We start from the raw sequence: 25,132 nt of genomic DNA on the forward strand, positions 1-25,132 counted from the left end.
CCAATGCTGCTCCATGTAGTGCTTGGCCACCACCAGGTTGCCGCCAAAAAAGCGGGCCGCTACCAGGGCCGTGGTCAGCACCTGCGCATCGGTCAAACGGCGGCCCGAAGCCGGTAGCGGGCTGCCGGCGGGACGCGTAAAACGAATCAAATCATCGAGAACACAGTACATTGCAACGGTCTGTTCGCGCATGGTCGGCAGGGCTTGAAGGGGTCGAATACTTCAAACCTAGGCTGTTCAAGCCGAACAGACCTTTTTTTTGGCCCCGCTATACCCCGCAACTTGGGTTAGCTAATGTTACCTTCTGTATAGGTCCTTCGCTCCGCTCAGGATGACAGCCAGCATAACGACCAATACTCTGCCTCCCATGAAATACGCCCCTCTCCTACTGTTGCTGCTGCTGACTGCCTGCGGATCCAACCAACCGGCCGAGCCTGCCGAAACGGCTGCTACCGCAACGCCCGCTGCGCCAGCCAGTCCCGACGAAGTGCGCCTCAGCCCGGCCCAACAAAAGGCGGCTGGGCTCGAATCGGGCGCTTTCGTCTGGAAAAATATGACTTCCGACGTGCAGGCCAATGGCGTCATCGACGTGCCGCCCCAGAACATGGCTTCCATTTCGGCCATCATGGGCGGCTACGTGCAGCGCGTGGCCGTGCTGCCCGGCCAGCGCGTGGCCAAAGGCGGCACCGTGGCCGTGCTGCGCCACCCCGACTATATCCAGCTCCAGCAGCAGTATTTGCAGAGCAAGGCGCGGGTGCAGTTTCTCACACAGGAGCTGGAGCGGCAGAAGATTCTGGACGCCGAGGACGTGGGCGCCAAACGCAAGCTCCAGCAGGCCCGCGCCGATTACGCCGCCGAGCAGGCCACGCTGCGCGCCACCTCGGCCCAACTGCAGCTGCTGGGCGTGCCGCTGGGCCGCCTCAACCAGGGCCATATCACGCCCACCGTGGCCCTCACGTCCCCCATCGGCGGCTACGTGAAATCGGTGAGCATCAACCCCGGCCAGTACGTGAGCCCCCAGGATGTGCTGGCAGAAGTAGTGAACCGCTCCGAGCTATACCTGGAGTTGAAGGTGTTTGAGCGCGATATTGCCAAGGTGAAAGTCGGCCAGCGCGTGCTGTTCAAAATCCCCAGCCGCGGCTCCAACGAAGACCTCGCCGCGCGGGTGTTTCTGGTGGGCAAGGCCTTCAACGACGGCCCCCAGCGCACGGTGAGCGTGCACGCCCGCCTCGAACCCGAGCGCGACGACGTGCTGCCCGGCCAGTACGTTTCGGCCCACATCCAGACCGCCGGCCGCCGCCAGCCCACGCTGCCCGAAGATGCCGTGGTGCAGGCCGGCGAGTTCAGCTACATCTTCAGCCAAACCAGCCCCGGCACCTACCGCCGCCACCGCGTGCAGACCGGCCCCGCCGAAAACGGCGACGTAGCCATAACGCTACTCGACGCCAACACCGACACTACCCGTCTCATCCGCCACGGCGCGTATTTCCTGGATGCCGAGATGAAAAAGGGCCAGGAGGAAGAATAGGTGACATGAGGGCTTATGGGGCTGGCAAAACCGCTGTCATCCTGAGCCCAGCGAAGGACCTGTACAGAAGGTAACATCAAGTAATAGCCTCTGTATAGGTCCTTCGCTGGGCTCAGGATGACGGTTGATTTTTACGATTCTGCTCCCAGCTTCTGGCGTAGCTCCTGCACTTCGCGCTCCAAATCCAGGGTGCGGAACATGACTTTGGCTTCGAGGTCGGAGTAGGCGCGCTCCAGTTGCTCCTGCAGCTCTTTTTGCCCGGTAATGTCGGTGTTGGTGCCGCACCAGCGCATAATGTTGCCCGCCTCGTCGTGCACGGGCAGGGCGCGGCTCAGAAACCAGCGGTACTCGCCGTCGTGGCGGCGTAGCGGGAAGGTGCCCTCATAGAGGCGATTTTCCTCCACCGCTTGCCGGAAGCTTTCGTTTACCTCAGCCCGATAATCGGGGTGGATGGTGTGGGCGTTTCCGCTCTGCATCTGCTCAAGGGTAGTGCCGGTAAAATCGAACCAGCGCTGGTTGTACCAGAACAGGTTGCCCTTCTCATCGGCCATCCAGGCCAACTGCGGAATGGCGTTGGCCAGCGTGATAAAGTCCTGCTCGCGCTTGCGCAGGGCCAGTTCCTGCATCTTCTGGTCGTGGATATCGGTGCAGGTGCCAAACCACTTGCTGATGCTGCTGCCGGCCTCGTCGCGCACGGGCAGGGCCTGGCCCAGAAACCAGCGGTACTCGCCTTCCTTGCTCTTAAATCGGTACTCGATTTCGTAGAACTCGCCGGTTTCCAGCGAGTGGCCCCAGCGCTGCCGGGCCCGCTGCCGGTCGTCGGGGTGCAGCAGGTTGTTCCACATATCGTCGCCCACACTGTCGGCCAGCGTGTAGCCGGTGTAGTCAATCCAGCGCTGGTTGAAGTAGGTGTGGTAGCCGTTGGGGTCGGTGGTCCAGACGAGCTGCGGAATTAGTTCGGCCAGAAAGCTGAAGTCGGCGGGCGTAGGGCGAAGCGTGGTGGGAGCCATAGTCAAACGGGCGAGGACAGACAAAAAACTTAGGCCTGGGTGAGCTGCATTTCCATACCAGACTGAAAATATAGGTCCAGCTGGCTCTGCGAGCCAGTACGCGAGCGGCGCATGCGTGTTATCAGCGCCCGGGTCTGCTCGCGGCTCAGCTCCAGCGCCAGGTAGGGCCGGTTTAGCAGCGCGTCGCGCTGCACCAGCCAGTTGCCCTGGTCGTGCTGGTCGGCGCAGTCGACCCGCACCTGGCCCGGCTCCAGGGCCACTTGCTCGGCGCAGGCCAGCAGGCTGGCCGGGTCGGTTTGGTTGAGCACCCGGCTGGCCACCCGCCACACGCCCGTCAGGAACTCGTCGGGCAACTGCTGCAGGTTCACGTCGAACAGGACTTGGGACATATAAGGCAGAAAAAGTGCAGCCGGCACGCTAGCAAATAAAAGGCCGCATTAGGCCAAAAATCGGCCGTAACACAAAGATAACTTTGGATAATACCCCAATCAACCTGAGCAGTAGGCGAATGAGCCTCACACAAAAAAAGCTCCCCGGCAGTAGTTGGCCGGGGAGCTTTTCTGGAAATCTGCGACCCGACCCAGGGGCTGGCGCAGCTTTTTTCTGCAGAGGAGGAGGGATTCGAACCCCCGGAGGTTTAACCCTCAACGGTTTTCAAGACCGCCGCAATCGACCACTCTGCCACTCCTCTGGAAGAGGTGAGATAGTGAGATGGTGAAATGGTGAGTTGACGTTCCGGGGGCCTGTCGGCGCAAGCGGGCAGCGAGGTCCCTGGAACATAAAACTCACCATTTCACCATCTCACTATCTCACCTGTGCAGAGAGGGGGGGATTCGAACCCCCGATACCGTTGCCGGTATAACGGTTTTCGAAACCGTCGCATTCGACCACTCTGCCACCTCTCTGTAAAGGTTTGAGTTGAGCGGTTTGGGATGGCAAAAGTAGAGACGATTTGGAAATGAACAAGGCGTAGCGCCGTTTTTTTCTTCGCCGGGCCCCTACCCGGCTCAAAATCAAGCCCTAATTGTTTTGATGACTGGCCGGCGCCGGCGCGTAAAGAAGCCCGGCCGGCTTTCGCCGCCCGTTACGGCGTCGATGCTCACGTTCACCTCGAAGCCCAGAATCAGGGTCATGCACACGAAATCGAGCCACACCATAAAGCCCACCAGCGTGCCCACCGAGCCATAAAAATGGTTGTAGCTGTCGAAAATCTTGACGTAAAGAATGAACAGGAACGACACCAGAAAGATGAGCAGCGTGGCCACAATGGCCCCCACCGACACGAACGGCCATTTGTCGTGCACGGGCGGCACGTAGTAATAAATCAGGCTGGTGGTGAGCAGGAACAGGAACACCACCGAGCCGTAGCGGAGCAGCGTCGTGAGCTGGTCGTTGAGAGCCTCGGGCACTATCTCCTTGTATACCAGCGTGTCAATAATATAGGTACCGAAGAAAATGCCCGTCACGGCAATCAGCAGCACTACCGTAAGCACCACCGTGAGCAGCGTGGCAATTACGCGCTTGCGCAGGTAGGTGCGCTTCTTGAAGCTCGGGTACTTTTTCTCGAAGGCATCGAGCAGGGCCATGATGCCGTTGGAGCTGAGCACCAGCGCCGTAGCGAAACCGAACGAGAGCAGCCCGCCGTGCTGAATGGTCACTACATCCTCAATCGTGCCCGAAATAGCCCGGTACATCTCCTTGGGAATCAGGTCGGAAAGGAACTGCAGGATATCTTCGTCGAGGTGCGGAACCGGAATCCAGGGGATGAGCGTGAACAGGAAGATGATGGTGGGAAAGATGGCGATGGTGAAGTTGAACGCCATGTAGCTGGCCCGCTTGGCAATGCCGTCGAGCTTGATTTCCTGCATCAGCTGCACCACCACATCGTACACCGAAGCCCGGCCGCGGGCAAAGCGCAGCTTCTTGAGCCACACGATGAGGCGCCGGTATGAACGACGGCGCTGCACATCGGGCAAATGGTAGCGGCGCACGGGGAACTGCATTTTCTAAATTAGAGGGTTTGGAAGCTGGGAAGTTACGGAAACGACCTATCATGCTCCCCTCCCCGCGCTCTAGCTCAGGAACGCGGCTGGGGCGGGTGCATCGGTGGGGGCGGTGGGCGGCGTGAGGGGGCCGGCGGTTTCGTCGTCGGAGAAGTAGGGGGCCAGTTTGGCGGCAATATCGGGCGGGATGGGCACGGGGCGGCCGGTGGCCATGCTCACGAACACCATCAGCGTGTGGCCCTCGGTGAGCAGCACCTGGGCCTCGTTGTAGATTTCGTACTCGAACAGAATGCGGGTGCCCTCGGGCGGCTGGCGCAGCAACAGGCGCACGGTCAGCAGGTCGTCGTAGCGGGCGGGGCGGCGGAAGCGGGTGCGGATTTCGCCCACCGGCATCCCTACGCCCTCAGCCTCCAGATCCTTGTAGCTGATGCCCAGCTGCCGGAATGCCTCGGTGCGGCACACCTCGAAATACGCCGCGTAGTTGCCGTGGTACACGTAGCCCATCTGGTCGGTTTCGGCGTACCGCACGCGAATGTGGGTGTCGGATTGATACATGCGTTTTAGCTGTTAGCTGATGGCTGTTAGCTGTTAGCACTGTGCAAGTAAATGAAAGCTAAGAGCTAGCAGCCATCAGCTAACAGCTAAAAATCACTTCATGATTCCGGCGCGGCTCAGGGCGGCCTGGTAGCGGCGGGCGTTTACGAGGTGCTCCTGCTCGTTGCGGGCAAAGGCGTGGTAGCCGCTAAAGTCTTCCTTGGCGCAGAAATACAGGTAGTCGTGCTCCTCGGGGTTGAGCACGGCATCGATGCTGGCAATACTGGGCAGGTTGATGGGGCCGGGCGGCAGGCCGGTGTACTTGTAGGTGTTGTAGGGCGAGTCGAGGGTCAGGTGCTTGTTGAGCACGCGCTTGATGGTGAAATCCTGGTTGGCGAATACCACCGTCGGGTCGGCCTGCAGCTTCATGCCGCGCTTGAGGCGGTTGAGGTACACGCCCGCCACGCGGGGCCGCTCGTCGGCGTGCTGCTGCTGCTCGGCTTCCACAATCGAAGCCAGCACGCTAACCTGGGCCCGGCTCAGGTTCAGGCCCAGAGCCTGGCGCCTGGCGTCGCGGGCGGGCGTCCAGAACTTCTCGTACTCCTTCTTCATGCGCTGCATGAGGTTGTCGGCCGAGGTGTTCCAGGCCAGATCGTAGGTGTTCGGAATGAACATCGTCAGGACGCTCAGCGTGTCGAAGCCCAGGCTTTTGGTGTAGGCGGGCGAGCTGAGCAGCGAATCGAACTTGGCGGCCGGCGCATCAATGGCCTGCCCCAGGCGTTTGGCCAGGTCCTGGCGCAGGCGCAGGCTCTGGAAGGTGAGGCGCAGCGGCAGGCGGTTGCGGCCGGTGCGTAAGTCACCGATGAGCTGGCGGTTGGTATAGCCGTTTTTGAGCTCGTAGCGGCCGGGCTTCACCAGCTCCTGGTACTTCATCAGCCGGGCCACAAAGTGCAGGCTTAGCCGGTCGACTACCACGCCGCTGGCGTCAATCGAGTCGAGCACCTGCTTGGCCGAGTAGCCGGGGCGCACCGTCACGTAAGTCGGCCGGCCCTTGGTGTCGATGTTGGCCTCGAAGAAAACCTGGTAGAAGTAATAGGAGAACGTGATGAGCAGCAAGCCGAAAATGCCGGTCAAGTAAGCAAAACGCTTGCGGCGCCGGTCGGCGGCGGCCTTGTACTCTTCGATGCGGGAGGTAGCCATGGGGGCAGCAAAGGGGTTAATGCAACGGTAACCTAGTTAAGCCCAATTAAGTATTGGAAACTTAGGCCCTGAACTGGTATCTTTAAGGCTCAAAAGTACGCTTTCTGTCTCTTCACCCCCTAACCCAACGTTCCATGCAACACGCCTACATTTCCTCCACCAAGTTTCGCTCGCTATTGGGCCTGGCCCTGGGTCTGGCTGCCACCGCCGCCACCGCCCAAACTGTTACGCCCATCAGCTTCGACGGCAAAACCGAATACAGCCAGGATTTCGACGGCATGGGTGCCGAAGGAACCACTTACCCAGCCGGCTGGGGCGGCGTACGCATTGCAGGCAGCAAGCCTGAATCGGACCCCATCAACCAACCCCTCATCCTAAAGCCTAGCGATGGTAATGATAATTCTGGATCTGTATACAACGTAGGCAGTAGTGGCGCAACTGATCGAGCACTGGCTTCCTTGGCTTCAGGCACAACGACACCCGTACTTGGCGCGGCTTTTACAAACGCTAGTAATGCAGCAGTTACCAACCTCAGTGTTGCCTTCCGAGCTGAACAATGGCGGTCAGGCTCGTCAAGCACGGTAAAGGAAGTGCTGGCCTTTGAATATAGCCTCGATGCTACTAGCTTATACACTGGCACTTGGACGGGTGTTCCCGCGTTGAATATAAATGAACTCAACAATGATGAGACGTCCAATGGTCCTCTTGATGGCAACGCCACTGCCAATTCGGCAAGTGTCACAGGAAGCATTGCGGATTTGAACTGGGCCGCTGGCACAACGATGTGGATTCGTTTTAAGGACAACAAGGATAGCGGGTCTAACGCAATGCTGGCCGTGGATGACTTCTCGCTGCGCACCGGCACTACTACCGGTATCAAATCGGCCCTCAAGGCCGGCAACGTGCTGGTATACCCCAACCCTACCGCCGACCAGGTAACCATTAAAGTGGCTGGCCGCGCTGGTAAAACGGCCGTAACGGTAACTGACCTGCTGGGCCGCACCGTGCTGAAAGGCTCGGCCGATGCCGCCGGTAACTTCAGCCTGCGCACCCTGCCCGCCGGCAACTACGTGGTGCTCGTGCAGGATGGCGATACGCTCACTTCGCACAAGGTGAGCAAGCAGTAATTCAGCTTTGGAGGTCAGCTGACTTTGCCAGCCGAACAGCCAAATTTTCTGAACGAGTCCCGGCAGGAAGCCGGGACTCGTTTTGCTTTGTGGGCAGCGGTAAACGTAGGGAGAGGCAACCAAACCCACGCTTTTCCCGAAAACAGTAGCACCTTACCGCTTCGGCGCTTACCTTGGCGAGTCCATTTGTCCAGCCTTTGGGGCCTGCCGTCCGTTTGTTTTTCACCTCTCTACTCCCTGCCTATGTCTGCCACGCTGCTCCGTATTCATCCCGCCAACCCGCCCCTCAACCGCATTCAGCAGGCGGTGGAAGTTATTCGTAAGGGCGGCGTCATCATCTACCCTACCGATACGGTGTACGGCATTGGGTGCGACATTCACAATGCCAAAGCAGTGGAACGGGTGTGCCGCATCAAGGGGCTGAATCCCGAAAAAGCCAACCTCAGCTTTATCTGCCACGATTTATCGCACATCAGCGACTATGCTCACGGCATTACCACGCCCGTTTATAAGGTACTGAAGCGCGCGTTACCGGGGCCGTTTACGTTTCTGTTTGAAGCCAGCGCCAAAGCCCCCCGCCAGGGCGGCAAGCAGCGCAAAACCGTGGGTATCCGCATCCCCGACAGCCCCATCATTTTGCAGCTGGTACGCGAGTTGGGTAACCCTATTATGAGCACCTCGGTACGCGAAGACGAGAATACGCTGGAAGAATACGTTACTGACCCCGACCTGATTTTCGAAAAGTACCGCTCCATGGTCGATCTGGTTATTGATGGCGGGTTCGGCGGCAATACCCCCAGCACCATCATCGACTGTACCAACGACGACTTTGAACTAATTCGCCAGGGTGCCGGCGACATCGAGCAATATCTGTAGGAAAGTAGCTGCAAGCCATAAGCCGCAAGCTCCAAGCTGATGTTGAACGTCAGCTTGGAGCTTGCGGCTTATGGCTTGCAGCTTATCTACCGTTTATGCTTCCAGCGGCGGTGGCTCCAGAGGTAATCGGGGGGCGAGGCGCGCATGTCGCGCTCCAGCAGGCGGGCGAAGGCCTCGGTGAGCTGGTGCTCTTCGGGCGGCAGCGTGGTCTGGCCGTCGTGCAGTTCGGTGAGGGTGATGCGGTAGTAGCCGCGCCGCACCCGCCGGATGCCCACGTACACGGCCGCGCAGCCCAGCTGGGCGGCCAGCTTATCGGCGCCGGTATAAAAAGGCGTATCCTGGTGCAGGAAATCGGTCCAGTACGGGTGGTCTTCGGGGCCGGCGGCCTGGTCGGAAAGCAGGCTGATGGAGCGGCCCTTGCCCCGGTTGCGCAGCAGGTTGCGCAGCGTGCTGAGCATGGGCACCATCTCGGCGCCCAGGCGGCTGCGCAGCTTCAGCATAAAGGTTTCGAAGAACGGGTTGGTGAGCGGCTTGTACACCCCGGCCGCCCGCCCCGGAAACGCCACCGCCCCGGCCGACAGAATCCACTCCCAGTTGCCGGCGTGCGAACCCAGCGTGAGCACCTGCTTGTTTTGGGCAAACAGCCGCTCCACCACCTCCGGGTTCTCAATCACCATCCGCCGCTGCAGCTCGGCCGCCGAAATCGTGCGCAGCTTCAGAATCTCGACGATAACCTGGGCGAAGTGCCAGTAGAACCCTTTGGCAATCCGCTCGATTTCAGCCGCCGACTTATCGGGGAATGAGTTGCGCAGATTTCCCAGCACCACCCGCCGCCGGTAGCGCACCACGTACGCCATCAGCCAGTACAGCAGCCGGGCCAAGCCGTAGAGCACCGCCAGCGGCAGGCTGGCCAGGCCCACCAACAGCCAGTTGAGGGGACGGAAATACCAGGGGGAAGCGGGGGCAGCGGTTGTGTTCATCGGGTACTGATGAGGGGGCGCCTAGCGGGGCATTACGGCTCCTGCCGGGGCGTAATCGGCGGTATTGCGGCTAACGGGCACTGTTTGGGTGGCCAGCACGCGGTTTTTGGCGTCGCGCACTTCCAGTGTCAGCGTATAGCTGCCGGCCGGTACTTTGCTCAGGTCCAGCTCGCCGGTGAGCACCGTGGGGCGGCCCTCGGCGCCCTGGGCCAGCGCCTTGCCGCCCACCGTGCCGGTTTTGCCCGCGGCCGGTTGCAGGCGGTACAGTACCACCAGCGGCTGGCCCGCCGTAGCGTTGTAGAACTCGGCGAAGAAAAACAGCTTGTCCTGCCCACGGGCGTAGAGGCCGCCGGGCGCCCGCGTCAGGCTCAGGCCCTGGCGAATGAAGTTGTTGGCCTCACTGCTGGTGCGGCTGGCGGGTTTGGCCAGCACCACCAGGTCGCTGAGCTGGGGCTTGGCCGGGCCGAACTCCACCACCAGCGGCCGTTCCACGATAATCGTCGAGGCGGCCCGGTTTTGGTCGCGCAACTGGCCGCGCAGCGTGTAGCGGCCGGCGGGCAGCAGCAGGCGCTTCTGAAAGCTGATGGGGTTTTTGATGGCCGCCGTAGTGTCGCGCAGCACCGGCGGCTTCAGGGTAATGGTTTCCTGGTAAGCGGCCGTGCCATCGGGCCGGATGGCTTCGAGCGTCACCAGCGCGGCGGCCTGAAACACCTTCGGGGCCCGCCGCTTATAAGTCAGGTGCTGGCCCGAAACGGTGGCGTACACCTCTACCACTCCGCCCTTCACCGCCACGTCGTCGTTGCGAAAGCGGGCGGCGTCGAGCAGCAACTGGGCCGCGGCCGGCGTGGCCGCCAGGGCCAGCAGCGGCAGCAGGGTCAGCAGAAAAAGGCGGAGGCGAACGGGCATTATGTCAGTTTGGCGGTACGGGCGGCGGAGTTGGCAGTGGGTTTGCGAAGGCAAAATTGCGACTTTTCTGACTGGGAGGTCGGAGCATTGCTGACAACAGAACGATGTAGAGACGCATAGTTGCGTCTCTACATCGTTCTTTCTATGCCCGACGTCCTCTTCGAAACCCAATATAACCCGCCCATTGCCTTTTTTGGCGCGCTGATAGGTGCCGGGGCGCTGTGGGTTGAGGCGCACGACCATTACCGCAAGCAAACCTACCGCAACCGCTGCCTCATCCTCACGGCCCAGGGCGTAAAACCGCTTACCGTGCCCGTAATCGATGGCAACCGGAGCGAGAAGGTGCTTTGCTCGCTCATCGAAATCGACTATCGGCAGAACTGGCGGCACCAGCACCTGCACACGCTGCAAACCGCCTACGGGGGCACCCCGTATTTTGAATACTACATCGACTACCTGCGCGACATCTACCAGCAGAAACCCGCCCGGCTCTTCGACCTGAACCTAGAGTTGCTGCGCTTCTACTTTCGATGCCTGCGCCTGCGCCTGCCCATTCACCTCACCAGCGAGTATCAACCAACACCCAACGGTAACCCGCCAAATCACCAAATCACCGAATCACCGCTCGATTTCCGGGATGTGCTGTCGCCCAAGAATCCGGTGCCGGTTGGCGGACCTGACAGAGCGTCGGGCCGGCCGTACGGGCAGCACTTTGGTAAAGATTTTGTACCCGGACTCAGCATCTTAGACCTGCTGTTTATGCAGGGCCCGGCCGCCGGTAGTTTTCTTGCGTAGTGCCTACCAGCGCCCGAACCAACGCCCGACCCAAGCTGTTTCAGTTTATATCGGCCACATCTGCTCCGTGAACCATCTTTATTGGGCAGCAATCCGTTTTTCTTTTCTACCTTATCTGCATGGAAGCTAAATTCTCAAACAGAGTCAAGGAGGTCATCTCCCTGAGCCGGGAGGAGGCCATCCGGCTGGGGCACGACTATATCGGGACCGAACACCTGCTGCTGGGCATGATCCGCGAGGGCGAAGGCACCGCGCTGGGCCTGCTCAAAAAGCTGGGCGTGTCCATCGACGAGCTGAAGTACGCGCTGGAGCAGGCCACCCGCAACACGGCCACCCAGGGCACCAGCATCACCGGCTCGATTCCCCTGACCAAACAGACCGAAAAGGTCCTCAAGATCACCTATCTGGAGGCCAAAATCTTCAAGAGCGAAGTTATCGGCACCGAGCATTTGCTGCTCTCGATCCTGCGCGATGAGGACAACATTTCGTCCCAAATTCTGAGCAAATTCAACGTGAACTACGAATCTGTGCGCGACTCGCTCGATTACCACGGTAACGCGGCGAATAACCCTACCTCCGGCCCCGAGGCCGACGACGACGACAACGACCGCCTCTTCGGAAGCGGCGGTTCGGGCCGCGGCGGCGCGGGCGCCACGCCCAAGAAGGGCAACGACAAGTCGCGCACGCCGGTGCTCGACAACTTCGGCCGCGACCTGACCAAGATGGCCGAGGACGACAAGCTCGACCCGATTGTGGGCCGCGAGAAGGAGATTGAGCGCGTGGCCCAGATCCTGAGCCGCCGCAAGAAGAACAACCCCATCCTCATCGGTGAGCCCGGCGTGGGCAAAACCGCCATTGCCGAGGGCCTGGCCCTGCGCATCGTGCAGAAGAAGGTGTCGCGGGTGCTGTTCGGCAAGCGCGTGGTTACCCTCGACCTCGCCTCGCTGGTGGCCGGCACCAAGTACCGCGGCCAGTTCGAGGAGCGCATGAAGGCCGTGATGAACGAGCTGGAAAAGTCGCCCGACGTGATTCTGTTCATTGACGAGCTGCACACGATTGTGGGCGCCGGCGGGGCTTCGGGCTCGCTCGATGCCAGCAACATGTTCAAGCCGGCCCTTTCGCGCGGCGAAATCCAGTGCATCGGTGCCACCACGCTCGACGAGTATCGCCAATACATTGAGAAGGACGGCGCGCTGGCCCGGCGTTTCCAGATGGTGATGGTGGACCCCACCACGCCCGAGGAGACGGTGGAAATCCTGAACAACATCAAGGACAAGTACCAGGACCACCACCACGTAGTGTACACCGACAAGGCCATCGAGGCCTGCGTAAAGCTGTCGGACCGCTATATGTCCGACCGGTTCCTGCCCGACAAGGCCATCGACATTCTCGACGAGGCCGGCGCCCGCGTGCACATCAACAACATCGTGGTGCCCGAGGATATTCTCAAGCTCGAAGAGCAGATTGAGAACATCAAAGGAGAGAAAAACCGCGTGGTGAAAAGCCAGAAGTACGAGGAAGCCGCCAAGCTCCGCGACACGGAAAAGAAGCTGATTGACCAACTTGACACGGCCAAAAAGGACTGGGAAGAGGAAACCAAGAAGAAGCGCTACACCGTGAAGGAGGAGAACGTTGCCGAGGTAATTGCCATGATGACCGGCATTCCAGTCTCGCGCGTGGCCCAGAAGGAAAGCGCCAAGCTGCTCAACATGGGCGAGGAGCTCAAGGGCAAGGTGATTGGCCAGGACAAGGCCATCCAGCAGCTCGTAAAGGCCATCCAGCGCACGCGGGTGGGCCTCAAGGACCCCAAGAAGCCCATCGGCTCGTTCGTGTTCCTGGGCCCGACCGGCGTGGGCAAGACGGAGCTGGCCAAGGTGCTGGCCTCGTACCTGTTCGACAAGGAAGATTCGCTCGTGCGGATTGACATGTCGGAATACATGGAGAAGTTCAGCATCTCGCGCCTCGTGGGCGCGCCTCCCGGCTACGTGGGCTACGAGGAGGGCGGCCAGCTGACGGAGAAAATCCGCCGCAAGCCGTACTCGGTGATTCTGCTCGACGAAATCGAGAAGGCCCACCCCGACGTGTACAACATCCTGCTCCAGGTGCTCGACGACGGTATTCTCACCGATGGCCTCGGCCGCAAGGTGGACTTCCGCAACACCATCATCATCATGACCTCCAACATCGGAGCGCGTGATTTGCAGGACTTCGGCGCCGGCATTGGCTTCGGCACCAAGTCGCGGCAGGAGAACATGGACGAGCTGACCAAGGGCACCATCACCAACGCCCTGAAGAAGACCTTCTCGCCCGAGTTCCTCAACCGCCTGGATGACGTGATTGTCTTCAACTCGCTGGAGAAGAAGGATATCCACAAGATCATCGACATCAGCCTGAGCAAGCTCCTGAACCGCATCCAGACGCTGGGCTACAAGGTGGAGCTGACCGAAGCCGCCAAGGACTTCGTGGCCGAGAAGGGCTACGACCCCAAGTACGGCGCGCGTCCGCTCAACCGGGCCATCCAGAAGTACATCGAGGACCCGATTGCCGAGGAAATCCTGAAGGCCGAGGTTGCCCAGGGCGACATCATCACCGCCGACTACACCGAAGGCGCGGAGGAACTCACCTTCTCGACCAGCAAAGGCAGCGGCATCGCCATCCCCCAGGCCAGCGACGAGCGGCCCGAGGAAGCTCCGGAAGAGGCCCCCGAAGCCTCCGACGACGAGCCCACCGATGCCAAGAGCAAGGGCGAGTAAGTAGCTTTGATTGCAAATAAGAACGGCCGGCTCCCACTGTGGGGGCCGGCCGTTCTTATTTGCAATATTTCAGCACCTTCCAATTGAATGTACAGATGAGGTTAGCTCTACTACGGCATGCATTACTGCCACTTGCATTGTTTATGCAGTGCTCTACTCCGAATTATCCCTACGACCCTGAACTAATTACTACACAAACTGAAATCAATCTGGCTTTTACTGAAAACAGAGGGATTTTGTCAGCTGAAGGGACTGTCTATTTTGTTCCTGATTCTGACCCGTCAACTATTGTTGCTTACCGCAACGGCACTGTATTGTGGCAAACAAATGTATCCCAAGAGTGTGGCCCCGATGTTTTTGATCAAGCTGTGCGCTACATCAAACTGACTCCTGCTAACCTGGAGGTTATATATAGCAAGCATAGCTACTTAACTATTGCGCGTACTACTGGACAGGTTACTTGTAAAGGAAGAGACTGAAATTTTTACGGGAGCTTATAGCCGCGCATGAGTCTGGAGCGTGGCTTTTCTGGCCTTAGGCCACTACTTCCGCCGTATTGTAAGTCACCAAAGCAACCCACCGCTACATAAGCTTTTAGGATAATCGACAACCAAAATGGCCGGCTCCCTGCACAGGGGGCCGGCCATTCTTGTTGCTGTTGCCAGCAACCTCACCCGGAATTGCCGGTACTAGCGCACCCTACGCCCTCACGAAGCGGTAGCCTTTGAGGCTGTTGCCGCGCACCAGCTTGCGGAAGAACACCACCCGGCGGAAGTTGAGCTGGCCGTAGGCGTGGGTGGCCACAAACAGGGCGATGGGCACGAACAGCAGACACAGGCAGCCCAGCACCACTTTGCTGGAAGCCATGATGGCGTTCAGTTGCAGGGTTTGGTAGAGGTTGCCGCTGGCCCCGGCACCCACGTCGAGCAGGCCGGCTATGTCGGAGAGGCTTTGCCACTGGCCGGCGTAGGTGGCCCAGCCGAGGGTGACGCTGGCCAGGGCGGTGGCGAAAAACGTCCGCACGATCAGCAGGATGGACGTGACGCCCAGGCTCTGGTCGGGGCTGAGGTTGATGGCCGCGTAGTACCAGATGACGATGAAGAGCAGGCCCATGCCCAGCCCCTTCAGCAACATCGGGAAGTAGAGGTACTCGATGTTGAGCTGGGGCTGAATCAGGAAATACAGGCCGGCCGTGTGCAGGAAAAAGGCGAAGAAGCCCAACAGAATAACATATTTCAGGTTCAGCTTTTTCCTGAACCCGTAGAAGGCAATGGCGCCGCCCAGCAGAATGCCGGGAATCATCCAGAGGTTGAGCTGGGCGTTGATGAGGTTGCTGTAGCCGAGGATGGCCATCGAATACTGCACGTAGATACCCGAGCTGGCCAGGTAGATGCCCAGAAACAGCAGCAGCACCAGGCTGTGCCACACGTGGTCCTTCTTCAGAAACAGGTCGAAGTGAAACAGCTTGCGCTTTAAGAACTGCTGGCGGTAGATGGTGAGGGCCAGCAGCAGCACCCCGGCCAGCAAAGCCACCACAATGCGGGAGGATTGCAGCCAGCCCTGCTGCTTCATGAAGCTCAGGCCGTAGTTGAACGACATGGCCGAGGCGCCCAGCAGAATAAGCGAGAGCCAGTCGAGCTGGTAGAGGGGCATTTTGCGGGCGAAGCGCTGGTTGTGCTGGAACACTAGGCCCAGGGCGGCAATGCCGAGCATCGCGGCCGCCATCAGAAAGTAGGGCGCCTGGTAGTTGGTGTGGTAGATGAGGTTGGCGAAGAAGTAGCCGGCCAGCTGGCTGACCACGATGATGATGGGGTAGAACAGCGAGTAGAACTGGCCCCGCTCGCCCTGGGGCGACAGAATGAACAGCACCGGCAGAATCATTTCCATCAGCGCGAACATCTTGAAGAAGCCGATGAGCAGGCTGCCCACAATCAGCACGTGCGGGTTGTCGGTGGTGCCGTTCAGCAGCAGCAGCAGCGCCACGATGATGGAGCAGCCCACCAGAATTTCCTTCGATCGGAACCGCATCTTCACACGCATAATAATGCTGATGGCCAGGCCCATGCCGATGGTGACAGCGTTGTTGGCCGCCGCAATGTAGTCGGTGTACACGCCCAGGGCGCTGGCCGTGTCGCTGATGTTGGTGGCGTACACGCCGCTGACAATGGCCAGCGGCGGCAGAATGAGCAGAATAAGCAGCAGCATCAGGGGCTTGGGCACCCAGCTGGCAAACGGACCTTGATTGTACATAGCGGCGGGTTATTGCAGGGTAACTTCCACGTTCATGCCGGCCCGGAGCAGGGCCAGCGCGGCGGGCTGGTTGTGGTCGGTGAATTCGATGCGCACCGGCAGGCGCTGCTGCACCTTCACGAAGTTGCCGGTCGAGTTATCCACCGGAATGGCGGCGTACTTGGCCCCGGTGGCGCCCGAAATGGCCGTTACCCGGCCCTCGAACGTCTTGCCGCCCAGCGCATCAACCTGGATGGTGGCCAGGCCCCCGATTTGCACGTTGGCCAGCTGGTTTTCGCGGTAGTTGGCCGACACCCAGATGTTGCGGCTATCGACAATGGTAGCCACCTGCTGGCTGGGGCTGAGCAGCTGCCCCACGTTCACGCTCCGGCGGCCCATAATGCCGTCGTGCGGAGCCCGGATGACGGTGTACGACACGTTGAGCTTCGCCATTTGCAGGGCGTTATCGGCCCGCATAATGTCGGCGTCGTTGAGGCCCAGGCGGGCCTGCACCTCGCCCACCGACAGCACGCTGGAGCCGCCCGTGTTGGTGGCGGCCCGGTACTGCGACTGGGCAGCTTCGAGCTGGGCGCGGCTGGCCTCGTACTCGGCCTTCACCTGGTCGAACTGCTGGCGGGTTACTGCCTCGTCGCGCAACAGGTTTTTGTAGCGCCGGATGTTCTGCTCGGTGTTCAGGAAGCGGGCCCAGGCGGCGGCCACGTTGGCTTTGGCGGCGGCGGCCGTGGCCTGGGCGGTGGCCACGTTGTTGGAAACCGTTTGCACCGCGCGCTGGGTGGCCTTTTTGGAAGCCAGCGCCGACTGGTAGGCGGCCTGGGCCTGGCCCAGCTGGGTGTTCAGCTCCCGGTCGTCGAGGATGAGCAGCGTGTCGCCCTTCTTCACGTACTGGTGCTCAATAAAGCGGATTTCCTTGATGTAGGCCGACACCCGCGTGTTGATGGGGTTGATGTAGGACTCGACCTGCGCCGAGTTGGTGTACCGGTCGTTGCCCACGTTGTAGTAGGCCGTAATTACCCAGTACAGGCCGCCCAGCACCAGCGCCAGCACCAGCCAGTTCAGGAGTTTGGGGCCAGCTTTTTTGGCTGGCTTCCCGCCGCCGTTGCGGGGGGCGGGCCGGGGTTGCGGCGGGGCCTGGGGCGCGGTGGTTTCGGTGGTTGGGGCCTGAGGGGTTTCTATAGCAGTTGCCATGATGCGGTCGGATTGCGGTGGGTTGAGAAGTACTGGCGGGCGCGGCTTACAGCTGGCCGCTTTCCTTCAGGAGTTTGTAGTAGGAGAAGACGATGTTCGCCTCGGCGTTGGTGTACTGCAGCTCGGCGTCGAGCTTGGCGTTGCTGGCGTCGAGCAAATCGAGCAGAATGGCCAGCTGATTGGTGTATTTGCTTTCCATGATGCGGTAGTTTTCCGCCGCCATTTTCTTCTGCACGCCGTAGGTGTTCTTCTGCGAAATGGCCTCCCGGTACTTAATGAAGGCCGTATTCACGCCCACTTCAATCTGCTGCCCGGTCTGCACCACCTGCGCCTCGGCCTGGTCCTGCTGCAGGCGGTTGAGCTTGAGCTTCTGCGACGTTTTGTAGAGCGCGTCCACGTTGAAGTTCAGCGAAAGACCCGTGCTCCAGCCGTTGCTGTAGGCATCCACGGCGGGCACGCTCGTTGTGAGGGGCCGTTGCAGCTTGTTGCCCGAAAACACCGTCAGCGAAGGCGAGCGGTCGGCCCGGATTACCTTGGCCGACACGTCGTACAAAGCCGCGTTCTGCCGGGCCAGCTGCAGCGCCGGATTCTGCCGGCCCGCCGCCTGAAACTCCTGCACCGACGTTACTTCGGCCACCGTCGCCAGCGCCTCTTCCGGAATAATCACCACTTCCTCGGGCAGGCCCAGGGCCACCGTCAGCTGCTTGTTGAGGATGGCGCGGTTGTCCTGGTTGACTTCCAGGGCCAGGTTCAGGTTCGAGAGTTGCAGCTCGCCCCGAATCACGTCGTTGCGGGTCACCACGCCCTCCTTGTACAGGCTGCGAATGTTGGTCAGGCGCTGCTCGGCCAGGCTGATGTTCTTCTCGTACACCCGCTCCTGATTCAGCAGCTTGTACACGTCGAGGTAGTAGCCCAGCACCAGCAGCTTGATGCTCTGCTCGTTGGTTTGGTAGTTGAGCTGGGCCAGCCCTTCTTTCAGGGACTGAATCCGGATGGAGTTGCGCACCACGCCGCCCTTCCAAATCAGCCAGTTGGCTTCGGTGGAAAGGTTGCTGCCGTAGTGCGGCATGCTCACCCGCGTGGCGTCCGAGAAATCCTTGTTGAGGATGCTCACGTTGCCCAAATAGTAGCTCTGCACGCCGAGGGCCACCGAGGGCAGCCGGGCCGTTTTGGCGACTTCCGTGCCCTGGCGGGCAATGGCAATATCGGCCGCCACCACTTTCAGGTTGGGGTGGTTCTGGCGGGTCAGCTCAAACAGCTGGTCAACCGACACGCGCTGCTCCCGCACCTGGGCCCGGGCGGGCCCGGTCAGCAGCAGCAGCAGCATGGTTATCAGGCTATAAATAAGGGTCTTGGCTTTCATCGCGCTTGTACCGTTTGGTAGGGTACAAAGGTCGGCAGCCCAGGGGCCTCAGGGAAGGTTGAGAAACCCCGGAAAAAGGTTCAGATGGTATCTATGCGCTGGTTTTGCTTGCGGAAGCTCAGGGGGCTGACGCCGGTGTGCTTCTTGAAAAACTTGCCAAACGCGTACTGGTCCGAGAAGTCCAAATCGGCGGCCACCGCGTACACCGGCGCGCTGGTTGTGAGCAGCTGCTCCTTGGCCTCGTTTACCAGCGCCTCGGCCAGAAACCGGCTCGGCGGCTGGCTCGTCACCTCGCGCACGCAATTGGAGAGGTACTTGATGGACACGCACAGCGCGGCGGCGTAAAACTTCAGCTCCTTCTGCTCCTTGAAATGCTGGCTGATTAAGTCGAAGAACTGCACCGTCAGCTGCTCTTTGCGCAGGTTGCGGGGCTGGGTTTGCTGCAAGTGCGCGAATATCTCGTCGGCAATACTAAAGCCGATAACCGAGCTGAGCCCGGTCACGATTTCCTCGCTGAAGGCCGCGCCGGGCCGTTCGGCGAGGTAAAACTCCAGTTGCCGGCACAGTTCCAGCAGGTAGCCGAACTTGGGCGGCGGCAGTTCCAGCACATCCTTGTTCAGCACGCTGCCCCCGTGCATAATCCGGAACGTGTTGTAGCCGTTGAAGCTGAAATTGATGCGCTGCCGCATCTGCTTCCGGTCGAAGGAAACGATGTACAGCCGGGCATCGGGGCTCATGCCCAGCAGCGTGTACACCTTCCCGGCCGACAGCAGCAGCAAATCCTGCCGCAACTCCGGCAGCCGCCGCCCATCCACTTCTATGCGCAAACTGCCCGCATACACCACGATAAACCCCACCCCCACCGACCGAAAAGCGTAGCTTTCCTGGATATGGCTCCGCAAACCTTCCTCTCCAAATAGCTTAATCATAGTCGGGTAAGCTGACGGATGTAGAGATGCCTATTTGCGTCTCGTCGTTGAACGGCACCGTTGAACAGGGCGTCTGGTTGCGCACGTAAAATGTTGCTATATTACGTCATGAAAACAGCGCAATCCATTTTCGCCCTGCTCCTGGTTTTGTCGCTTAGCGGCACTATCTCCTGGGCACAGGCCACTGGAAAATCAGCCAAAGCCAACAGCCCCTACGATGCTAGCTTATTGCTGCCGGAACCCGACCCAGCAATTGGCAATGCATCCTTTAAGCCTTCGGCTCAGGTTCGAGGCCTGAAGGGAGAGGACGGCATTGTGTACTGGCTCTCGGCGGACCAACAATCCATTACGGCTTACAAGGGTCAGCAGACGCTATGGGCAACCAATGTCGCGTCGGCGCTGCCTAAGAGTGCTAGCGGGCCTTCTGCCATCAAGAGTATGGCTTGGTGTTCTACCGCCCTCTTCTTTTCCGTTGGTGAGTCGGGGTACGTTGAGCTAGACCGCCAAACCGGCAAGATAAATCAGGCTGGCACTGACTGAAGATGGCTCACCTGAAATTGGTTTACCAGAAAAGCCGCGCCCGAATCCTGGGCGCGGCTTTTCTGGTTTAGGCCAGCGAAGCAACTACTGCCACTGAAGAAACTAGGCGGCTTGCCTGGTTCAGCAAGCTATGTTTTCGAACCTTAGTTGACTAACGCATAATAAGTTACCCCACAGTATTGTTGCGGCCCATCGCCTCTTCACGGCTCTTGATACTTTGGGAGCTTTTGCGGCCAATGATAACGGCCGCAACCAGTAGGATACCCGTGAGAATCAGGCTTCCGTGAGTAGCCGCCCAAACGGCAATACCCACCAACACCCCGATAAACACTCCCGTCGCAAATTTTTGTGTCTTCATTTTCTTCTCTTCCGACGCCAATTCTTCCGGGGTCATCTTCACATAGTTGGTATTTGAATCCATCATGCTGAGCGGGTTAAGAAAATTATGAATACCGTTGATTGCACTGGCGCAACTTATCCGCAGCCGGTAGCAGCAACTGAGTCGCCAGGGTACTATTGCCGCTTTAAGGTAGCTATACCCAACCACCCGCGCAACTCCTAGCCACCACCGTCGCATTACCAGTTGGGCCCGAATCCTGGGCGCGGCTTTTCTGGCTTGAGACCTTACCTTTGGCTACTTAACGCTGCTTACTTCACATCCGACTATTCCCACCCCGCAATGTCCGACCCGCACGCCGACGCCCAGCTTACCCCGCTCGAAGTTCTCGCCCGCAAAAACCAGGAAGCCCTGCTCGGCGGCGGCCAGGCCCGCATCGATGCCCAGCACAAAAAGGGCAAGCTCACGGCCCGCGAGCGAATCGATTTGCTGTTCGATGAGGGCTCGTTCGAGGAAATCGGCAAGTTCGTGATGCACCGCTCCAAGGACTTCGGTCTCGACAAGGAGTACTACCTCGGCGACGGCGTGGTAACGGGCTACGGCACCGTGCAGGGCCGGCTGGTGTACGCCTTCTCCCAGGATTTCACGGTGTTCGGCGGCTCGCTGAGCGAAACCCACGCCGAGAAAATCGTGAAAATCATGGATCTGGCCATGAAAAACGGCGCCCCCGTTATCGGCCTCAACGACTCGGGCGGGGCGCGCATTCAGGAGGGCGTGGTGAGCCTGGGCGGCTACGCCGATATCTTCTACAAGAATACGCTGGCCTCGGGCGTGGTGCCCCAGCTCTCGGCCATTATGGGCCCCTGCGCGGGCGGCGCGGTGTACTCGCCCGCCATAACCGACTTCATCCTGATGGTGGAAGACACGAGCTACATGTTCGTGACCGGCCCCAACGTGGTGAAAACCGTGACCCACGAAACCGTAACCAGCGAGGAGCTGGGCGGCGCCAGTACCCACTCGGCCAAGAGCGGCGTCACGCACTTCAGCTGCGCAAACGAGGTAGCCTGCATCACCCGCGTGAAGCAGCTGCTGAGCTACATGCCCCAGAACTGCGAGGAAACCGCCCCCATGCTACCCTACGAGGCCGGCCAGGACGAAAGCCGCCCGGTTCTTGACAAAATTATTCCCGAGAACCCCAATCAGCCCTACGACATCCGCGAGGTAATCGAAGGCATCATTGACGCCGACTCGTTCCTGGAAGTACATCAGAACTTCGCCGAGAACATCGTGGTGGGTTTTGCCCGCCTTGGGGGCCGCAGCATAGGCATCGTGGGCAACCAGCCGGCCGTGCTGGCCGGCGTGCTCGATATCAACGCCAGCACCAAGGCGGCCCGGTTCGTGCGTTTCTGCGACTCATTCAACATCCCGCTGCTGGTGCTCGAAGACGTGCCCGGCTTCCTGCCCGGCACCGACCAGGAGTGGCGCGGCATCATCACCAACGGCGCCAAGCTGCTCTACGCCTTCTGCGAAGCCACCGTGCCGCGCATCACCGTCATCACCCGCAAAGCCTACGGCGGGGCGTATGATGTGATGAACTCCAAGCACATCGGGGCCGACATGAACTACGCCTGGCCCACCGCCGAAATTGCCGTAATGGGTGCCAAAGGTGCCGCCGAAATCATCTTCAAGCGCGAAATTGCCGCCGCCGAAAACCCCGAAGCCAAGCTCCAGGAAAAGGTCGACGAGTATCAGCAGAAGTTCGCCACGCCCTACCGCGCCGCCCACCGCGGTTTCGTGGACGAGGTCATCCTGCCCTCCCAGACTCGCCAGAAGCTCATCCGCGCCTTCAAGATGCTGGAGAACAAGGTGGACACGCTGCCCCGCAAAAAGCACGGCAACATTCCGCTGTAAGCAACTGTACACCTCCTGTCATCCTGAGCGGAGCGAAGGACCTATACAGAAGCTAACATTAGACTATAGCTTCTGTATAGGTCCTTCGCTCCGCTCAGGATGACAGACTTACTTGAACAACCCCAACTATGCGTCAAGAATCATTCGATTTCCTTCAGAAATACCTCAACAACCCCTCTCCTACCGGCTTCGAGAAGGAGGGCCAGCAGATTTGGCTGGAGTACCTCAAGCCCTACATCGACACCCATTTCGTGGATACTTACGGCACGGTGGTGGGCGTTATCAACCCCGAGGCCGAGTACAAGGTGGTGATTGAGGCCCACGCCGACGAAATCAGCTATTTCGTCAACTTCATCACCGAATCGGGCTTCCTGTACCTGCGCAAAAACGGCGGCTCCGACCCGCTGGTGGCCCCGAGCAAGCGCGTGAACATCCACACCAAGAAGGGCATCGTAAAAGCGGTGTTCGGCTGGCCGGCCATCCACACCCGCAAGCCCGACCAGGACAAGGCCCCCACGATGGAAACGGTGTTCCTCGACTGCGGCGCTTCCAGCAAGGAGGAAGTAGAGGAAATGGGCATCCACGTCGGCTCGGTCGTGACGTTCGAGGACGAGTTCATGGTGCTCAACGACAAGTTCTACGTGGGCCGCGCGCTCGATAACCGCATCGGCGGCTTCATGATTGCCGAGGTGGCCCGCCGCCTCAAAGAGGAAGGCAAGAAGCTACCCTTCGGCCTCTACATCGTGAATGCCGTGCAGGAGGAAATTGGCCTGCGCGGGGCCGAGATGATTGCCCACCGCATCAAACCCGACGTGGCCATCATCACCGATGTGACGCACGATACCCAGTCGCCGATGTACGAGAAGAAAACCTCGGGCGACCTGTTCTGCGGCAAAGGCCCGGTTATCACCTACGGCCCGGCCGTGCAGAACAACCTGCGCGACCTCATCATCGAAACTGCCCAAAGTGCCGAAATTCCGTTTCAGCGCGCCGCCGCCACCCGCGCCACCGGCACCGATACCGACGCCTTCGCCTACTCACACTCCGGCGTGGCCGCGGCCCTGATTTCGCTACCTCTCAAGTACATGCACACCACTGTCGAAACCGTGCACAAAGACGACGTGCAGCACGTTATCGACCTGATTTACGAAACCGTGCTCCGCATCGAAGACAAGCAGGATTTCCGCTACTTCAGCTAATCACCGATTACGCTGATTTTTCGCCGATTACACTGATTTTTTGGCCGCCAGCTCAGCACCAGCGTCTCCTTCGGGGGCGCTGGTTTTTGCTTTACAGTTCTGGCCTGCGTGTTCTGCTGAGTTATGCTCCGGCTACGGAAGGCCTACCTGTAAATCCCTTTATTTCAGATGTATATAATTCATTATTATAAAAATTATTAAGTTATACTTTGAATTACAAAGTTCTTTATATTCCTTTGATGGGTTCTTAAGTTATTCACTTTAACCCTCCTGCGTCATGACGCTGATCAAGAGCTTTACCCGCGTTTCGCTTGTAACCGGCGCTTTGCTGCTCGTGCCCTTGGTGGCCATGCAGTTTACCGGCGAAGTCAACTGGACTTTGTCTGATTTTGTCGTGGCCGGGGCGCTGCTGCTCAGCACTGGCGCGGCCCTGGAGCTGGTAGCCAGTCGCTCGGGAACCGTGGCCTACCGGGTGGCCGCCGCGGGAGCCGTCCTGACCTCTTTGCTGCTGGTGTGGGTGAATCTGGCGGTGGGTTTCGTTGGCAGCGGCCCGAACCCGGCCAACCTGCTGTGTGGCGCGGTTCCTGCCATCGGGCTGCTGGGCGCCCTGGCTGCCCGGTTTCAGCCGCGCGGCCTGGTGGCTGCAATGGTGGCCGCCGCGCTGGCGCAGGTGCTGGTGGCCGTGTTGGGCCAGTTGGCCTGGAAACTACCGGTGGCGCCGGTAGAGTGGGCAGCCAGTGCGGTATTTGCGCTGCTGTGGCTGAGCTGGGCCGGGCTCTTTCAGCGCGCCGCCGCAAACCGGGCCACCCACCAAAGCGCCTGACCAGCGGCGTCCCACCCGCCAGCCGCGTATCTTCGCCGGCTCCGCCGCCTTACGCTCACCCGTGCTAAATCTGCCGCTCACCCTGCCTCCGCTCACCGTAACCGACCAGATGGGGCGGCGGGTGGCCGTACCGTTCCCGCCGCGGCGCATTGTGTCGCTGGTGCCCTCGCAAACCGAGCTGCTGTTTGATTTGGGCCTGGGCGAGCAGGTGGTGGGCCTGACCAAGTTTTGCGTGCATCCGGCCGGGGCCCGGCAGTCGGCCACGGTAATCGGGGGCACCAAGAACTTCGATTTCGACAAGATTGAGGCCTTGCAGCCCGACCTCATCATCGGCAACAAGGAGGAGAATTATCAGGAAGGCATCGAGCAGCTGGCGGCGCGCCACCCGGTCTGGATGAGCGACATTACCACGCTGACCGAGTCGCTCGACATGATTCGGCGCGTGGGGTTGCTGACCGGCCGCAAGGAAGCGGGCGACGCACTGGCTGCCGACATTGCTGCTTCGTTTGCGGCGCTGGCCCCACCCGCCGCTGAGCTGCTGCCGGCCGCCTACTTCATCTGGCGCAAGCCCTACATGGTAGCGGCCGGCGGCACGTTTATCGATGAGATGCTGGCCCGCGCCGGCTTCCGCAACGTATTTGGCAACCTGGGACGCTACCCCGAAATCAGCCCGGAGCAGCTACGGGCCGCCGCGCCCCGGCAGATTCTGCTGTCTTCGGAGCCCTACCCCTTCGCCGAAAAGCACGTGGCCGAGTTCCAGCAACTTTGCCCCGACGCCCGCATCCGCATTGTCGATGGCGAGCTGTTCAGCTGGTACGGCAGCCGCCTGCGCCTGACGGCCGCCTACCTTCAATCACTGATTGACGCTGATTGATCGTGATTT

Annotated in this window: 23 protein-coding genes, 2 tRNA genes and 1 pseudogene; 11 read left to right on the top strand and 15 right to left on the bottom strand. The window is 60.0% G+C overall.

The window, feature by feature from the left end; all coding sequences use genetic code 11:
* Positions 1–192 (bottom strand): annotated as a pseudogene (locus tag H145_RS24055) (IS982 family transposase); the annotation flags it as partial.
* A 175-nt stretch (positions 193–367) separates the two neighbouring features.
* Here H145_RS24055 and H145_RS20515 point away from each other — a divergent pair.
* Positions 368–1,528, top strand: coding sequence for an efflux RND transporter periplasmic adaptor subunit (locus H145_RS20515; protein WP_019947666.1), 1,161 nt, complete (start codon positions 368–370; stop codon positions 1,526–1,528).
* 131 nt (positions 1,529–1,659) lie between these two features.
* On the opposite strand, the gene H145_RS20520 is transcribed toward H145_RS20515, so the two are convergent.
* The 7 genes from H145_RS20520 to mltG all read right to left on the bottom strand — a co-directional run bounded on the left by H145_RS20520 (position 1,660) and on the right by mltG (position 6,275).
* The gene (locus H145_RS20520; protein WP_019947667.1) at positions 1,660–2,538 is read right to left on the bottom strand and encodes a PAS domain-containing protein; all 879 of its coding nucleotides are present in this window, start codon (positions 2,536–2,538) and stop codon (positions 1,660–1,662) included.
* A gap of 29 nt (positions 2,539–2,567) precedes the next feature.
* Positions 2,568–2,927 (bottom strand): hypothetical protein, encoded by a 360-nt coding sequence (locus tag H145_RS0108250; protein WP_019947668.1) that lies wholly within the window; start codon positions 2,925–2,927, stop codon positions 2,568–2,570.
* A 217-nt stretch (positions 2,928–3,144) separates the two neighbouring features.
* Positions 3,145–3,229, bottom strand: a tRNA-Ser gene (locus H145_RS0108255).
* 127 nt (positions 3,230–3,356) lie between these two features.
* A tRNA-Ser gene (locus tag H145_RS0108265) sits at positions 3,357–3,443 on the bottom strand.
* A gap of 108 nt (positions 3,444–3,551) precedes the next feature.
* A complete protein-coding gene (locus H145_RS0108270; protein ID WP_019947669.1) occupies positions 3,552–4,541 on the bottom strand; it encodes a YihY/virulence factor BrkB family protein in 990 nt (329 codons plus the stop codon).
* A 69-nt stretch (positions 4,542–4,610) separates the two neighbouring features.
* Positions 4,611–5,096 carry an acyl-CoA thioesterase gene (locus H145_RS0108275; protein WP_019947670.1) on the bottom strand — a complete coding sequence of 162 codons (486 nt, stop codon included), beginning with the start codon at positions 5,094–5,096 and terminating at the stop codon, positions 4,611–4,613.
* A 93-nt stretch (positions 5,097–5,189) separates the two neighbouring features.
* Complete coding sequence (gene mltG, locus H145_RS0108280; RefSeq protein WP_019947671.1) at positions 5,190–6,275, bottom strand: endolytic transglycosylase MltG; 1,086 nt, start codon at positions 6,273–6,275, stop codon at positions 5,190–5,192.
* 782 nt (positions 6,276–7,057) lie between these two features.
* Here mltG and H145_RS24470 point away from each other — a divergent pair.
* Both H145_RS24470 and H145_RS0108290 read left to right on the top strand, forming a co-directional pair.
* A complete protein-coding gene (locus tag H145_RS24470) occupies positions 7,058–7,402 on the top strand; it encodes a T9SS type A sorting domain-containing protein (protein ID WP_169513175.1) in 345 nt (114 codons plus the stop codon).
* A 243-nt stretch (positions 7,403–7,645) separates the two neighbouring features.
* Positions 7,646–8,278, top strand: a complete 633-nt coding sequence (locus H145_RS0108290) for an L-threonylcarbamoyladenylate synthase (RefSeq protein ID WP_019947673.1) — start codon at positions 7,646–7,648, stop codon at positions 8,276–8,278.
* Between the two features lie 86 nt (positions 8,279–8,364).
* Here H145_RS0108290 and H145_RS0108295 read toward each other — a convergent pair whose 3' ends face one another.
* The gene (locus H145_RS0108295) at positions 8,365–9,258 is read right to left on the bottom strand and encodes a lysophospholipid acyltransferase family protein (protein ID WP_051102989.1); all 894 of its coding nucleotides are present in this window, start codon (positions 9,256–9,258) and stop codon (positions 8,365–8,367) included.
* A gap of 21 nt (positions 9,259–9,279) precedes the next feature.
* Complete coding sequence (locus H145_RS20525) at positions 9,280–10,164, bottom strand: hypothetical protein (RefSeq protein WP_019947675.1); 885 nt, start codon at positions 10,162–10,164, stop codon at positions 9,280–9,282.
* A gap of 144 nt (positions 10,165–10,308) precedes the next feature.
* Here H145_RS20525 and H145_RS0108305 point away from each other — a divergent pair, with 144 nt between their 5' ends.
* The 3 genes from H145_RS0108305 (at position 10,309) to H145_RS24060 (ending at position 14,191) form a co-directional block, all read left to right on the top strand.
* Positions 10,309–10,959, top strand: a complete 651-nt coding sequence (locus H145_RS0108305; RefSeq protein ID WP_019947676.1) for a WbqC family protein — start codon at positions 10,309–10,311, stop codon at positions 10,957–10,959.
* 119 nt (positions 10,960–11,078) lie between these two features.
* On the top strand, positions 11,079–13,712 hold the full coding sequence (locus tag H145_RS0108310) for an ATP-dependent Clp protease ATP-binding subunit (protein WP_019947677.1): 2,634 nt from the start codon (positions 11,079–11,081) through the stop codon (positions 13,710–13,712).
* Positions 13,713–13,855: 143 nt separating this feature from the next.
* Positions 13,856–14,191, top strand: coding sequence for a hypothetical protein (locus H145_RS24060; RefSeq protein ID WP_157541379.1), 336 nt, complete (start codon positions 13,856–13,858; stop codon positions 14,189–14,191).
* Positions 14,192–14,411: 220 nt separating this feature from the next.
* Here the strand turns inward: H145_RS24060 and H145_RS0108315 are convergent, their stop codons facing one another.
* From H145_RS0108315 to H145_RS22695, 4 genes are all read right to left on the bottom strand, one after another.
* Positions 14,412–15,962, bottom strand: coding sequence for an MFS transporter (locus tag H145_RS0108315; RefSeq protein WP_019947678.1), 1,551 nt, complete (start codon positions 15,960–15,962; stop codon positions 14,412–14,414).
* A 9-nt stretch (positions 15,963–15,971) separates the two neighbouring features.
* Positions 15,972–17,147 (bottom strand): HlyD family secretion protein, encoded by a 1,176-nt coding sequence (locus H145_RS0108320; protein ID WP_019947679.1) that lies wholly within the window; start codon positions 17,145–17,147, stop codon positions 15,972–15,974.
* A 46-nt stretch (positions 17,148–17,193) separates the two neighbouring features.
* Positions 17,194–18,474: a TolC family protein gene (locus H145_RS0108325; protein ID WP_240471674.1), complete on the bottom strand. Its 1,281-nt coding sequence runs from the start codon at positions 18,472–18,474 to the stop codon at positions 17,194–17,196.
* 116 nt (positions 18,475–18,590) lie between these two features.
* Positions 18,591–19,439, bottom strand: coding sequence for a helix-turn-helix domain-containing protein (locus tag H145_RS22695; protein WP_019947681.1), 849 nt, complete (start codon positions 19,437–19,439; stop codon positions 18,591–18,593).
* 108 nt (positions 19,440–19,547) lie between these two features.
* Between H145_RS22695 and H145_RS0108335 the strand changes: the two genes are divergently transcribed.
* A complete protein-coding gene (locus tag H145_RS0108335) occupies positions 19,548–19,979 on the top strand; it encodes a hypothetical protein (protein WP_019947682.1) in 432 nt (143 codons plus the stop codon).
* 166 nt (positions 19,980–20,145) lie between these two features.
* On the opposite strand, the gene H145_RS0108340 is transcribed toward H145_RS0108335, so the two are convergent.
* Complete coding sequence (locus H145_RS0108340; RefSeq protein WP_019947683.1) at positions 20,146–20,403, bottom strand: hypothetical protein; 258 nt, start codon at positions 20,401–20,403, stop codon at positions 20,146–20,148.
* Positions 20,404–20,658: 255 nt separating this feature from the next.
* On the opposite strand from H145_RS0108340, the gene H145_RS0108345 reads away from it, so the two are divergent.
* From H145_RS0108345 to H145_RS0108360, 4 genes are all read left to right on the top strand, one after another.
* Positions 20,659–22,227: an acyl-CoA carboxylase subunit beta gene (locus tag H145_RS0108345; RefSeq protein WP_019947684.1), complete on the top strand. Its 1,569-nt coding sequence runs from the start codon at positions 20,659–20,661 to the stop codon at positions 22,225–22,227.
* A 128-nt stretch (positions 22,228–22,355) separates the two neighbouring features.
* The gene (locus H145_RS0108350) at positions 22,356–23,426 is read left to right on the top strand and encodes a M42 family metallopeptidase (protein WP_019947685.1); all 1,071 of its coding nucleotides are present in this window, start codon (positions 22,356–22,358) and stop codon (positions 23,424–23,426) included.
* Positions 23,427–23,703: 277 nt separating this feature from the next.
* Positions 23,704–24,249: a hypothetical protein gene (locus H145_RS24935; RefSeq protein WP_019947686.1), complete on the top strand. Its 546-nt coding sequence runs from the start codon at positions 23,704–23,706 to the stop codon at positions 24,247–24,249.
* 61 nt (positions 24,250–24,310) lie between these two features.
* Positions 24,311–25,123: a helical backbone metal receptor gene (locus tag H145_RS0108360; RefSeq protein ID WP_019947687.1), complete on the top strand. Its 813-nt coding sequence runs from the start codon at positions 24,311–24,313 to the stop codon at positions 25,121–25,123.
* The last annotated feature ends 9 nt before the right edge of the window (positions 25,124–25,132 follow it).

Source organism: Hymenobacter aerophilus DSM 13606, from assembly GCF_000382225.1.
Lineage (GTDB): Bacteria > Bacteroidota > Bacteroidia > Cytophagales > Hymenobacteraceae > Hymenobacter > Hymenobacter aerophilus.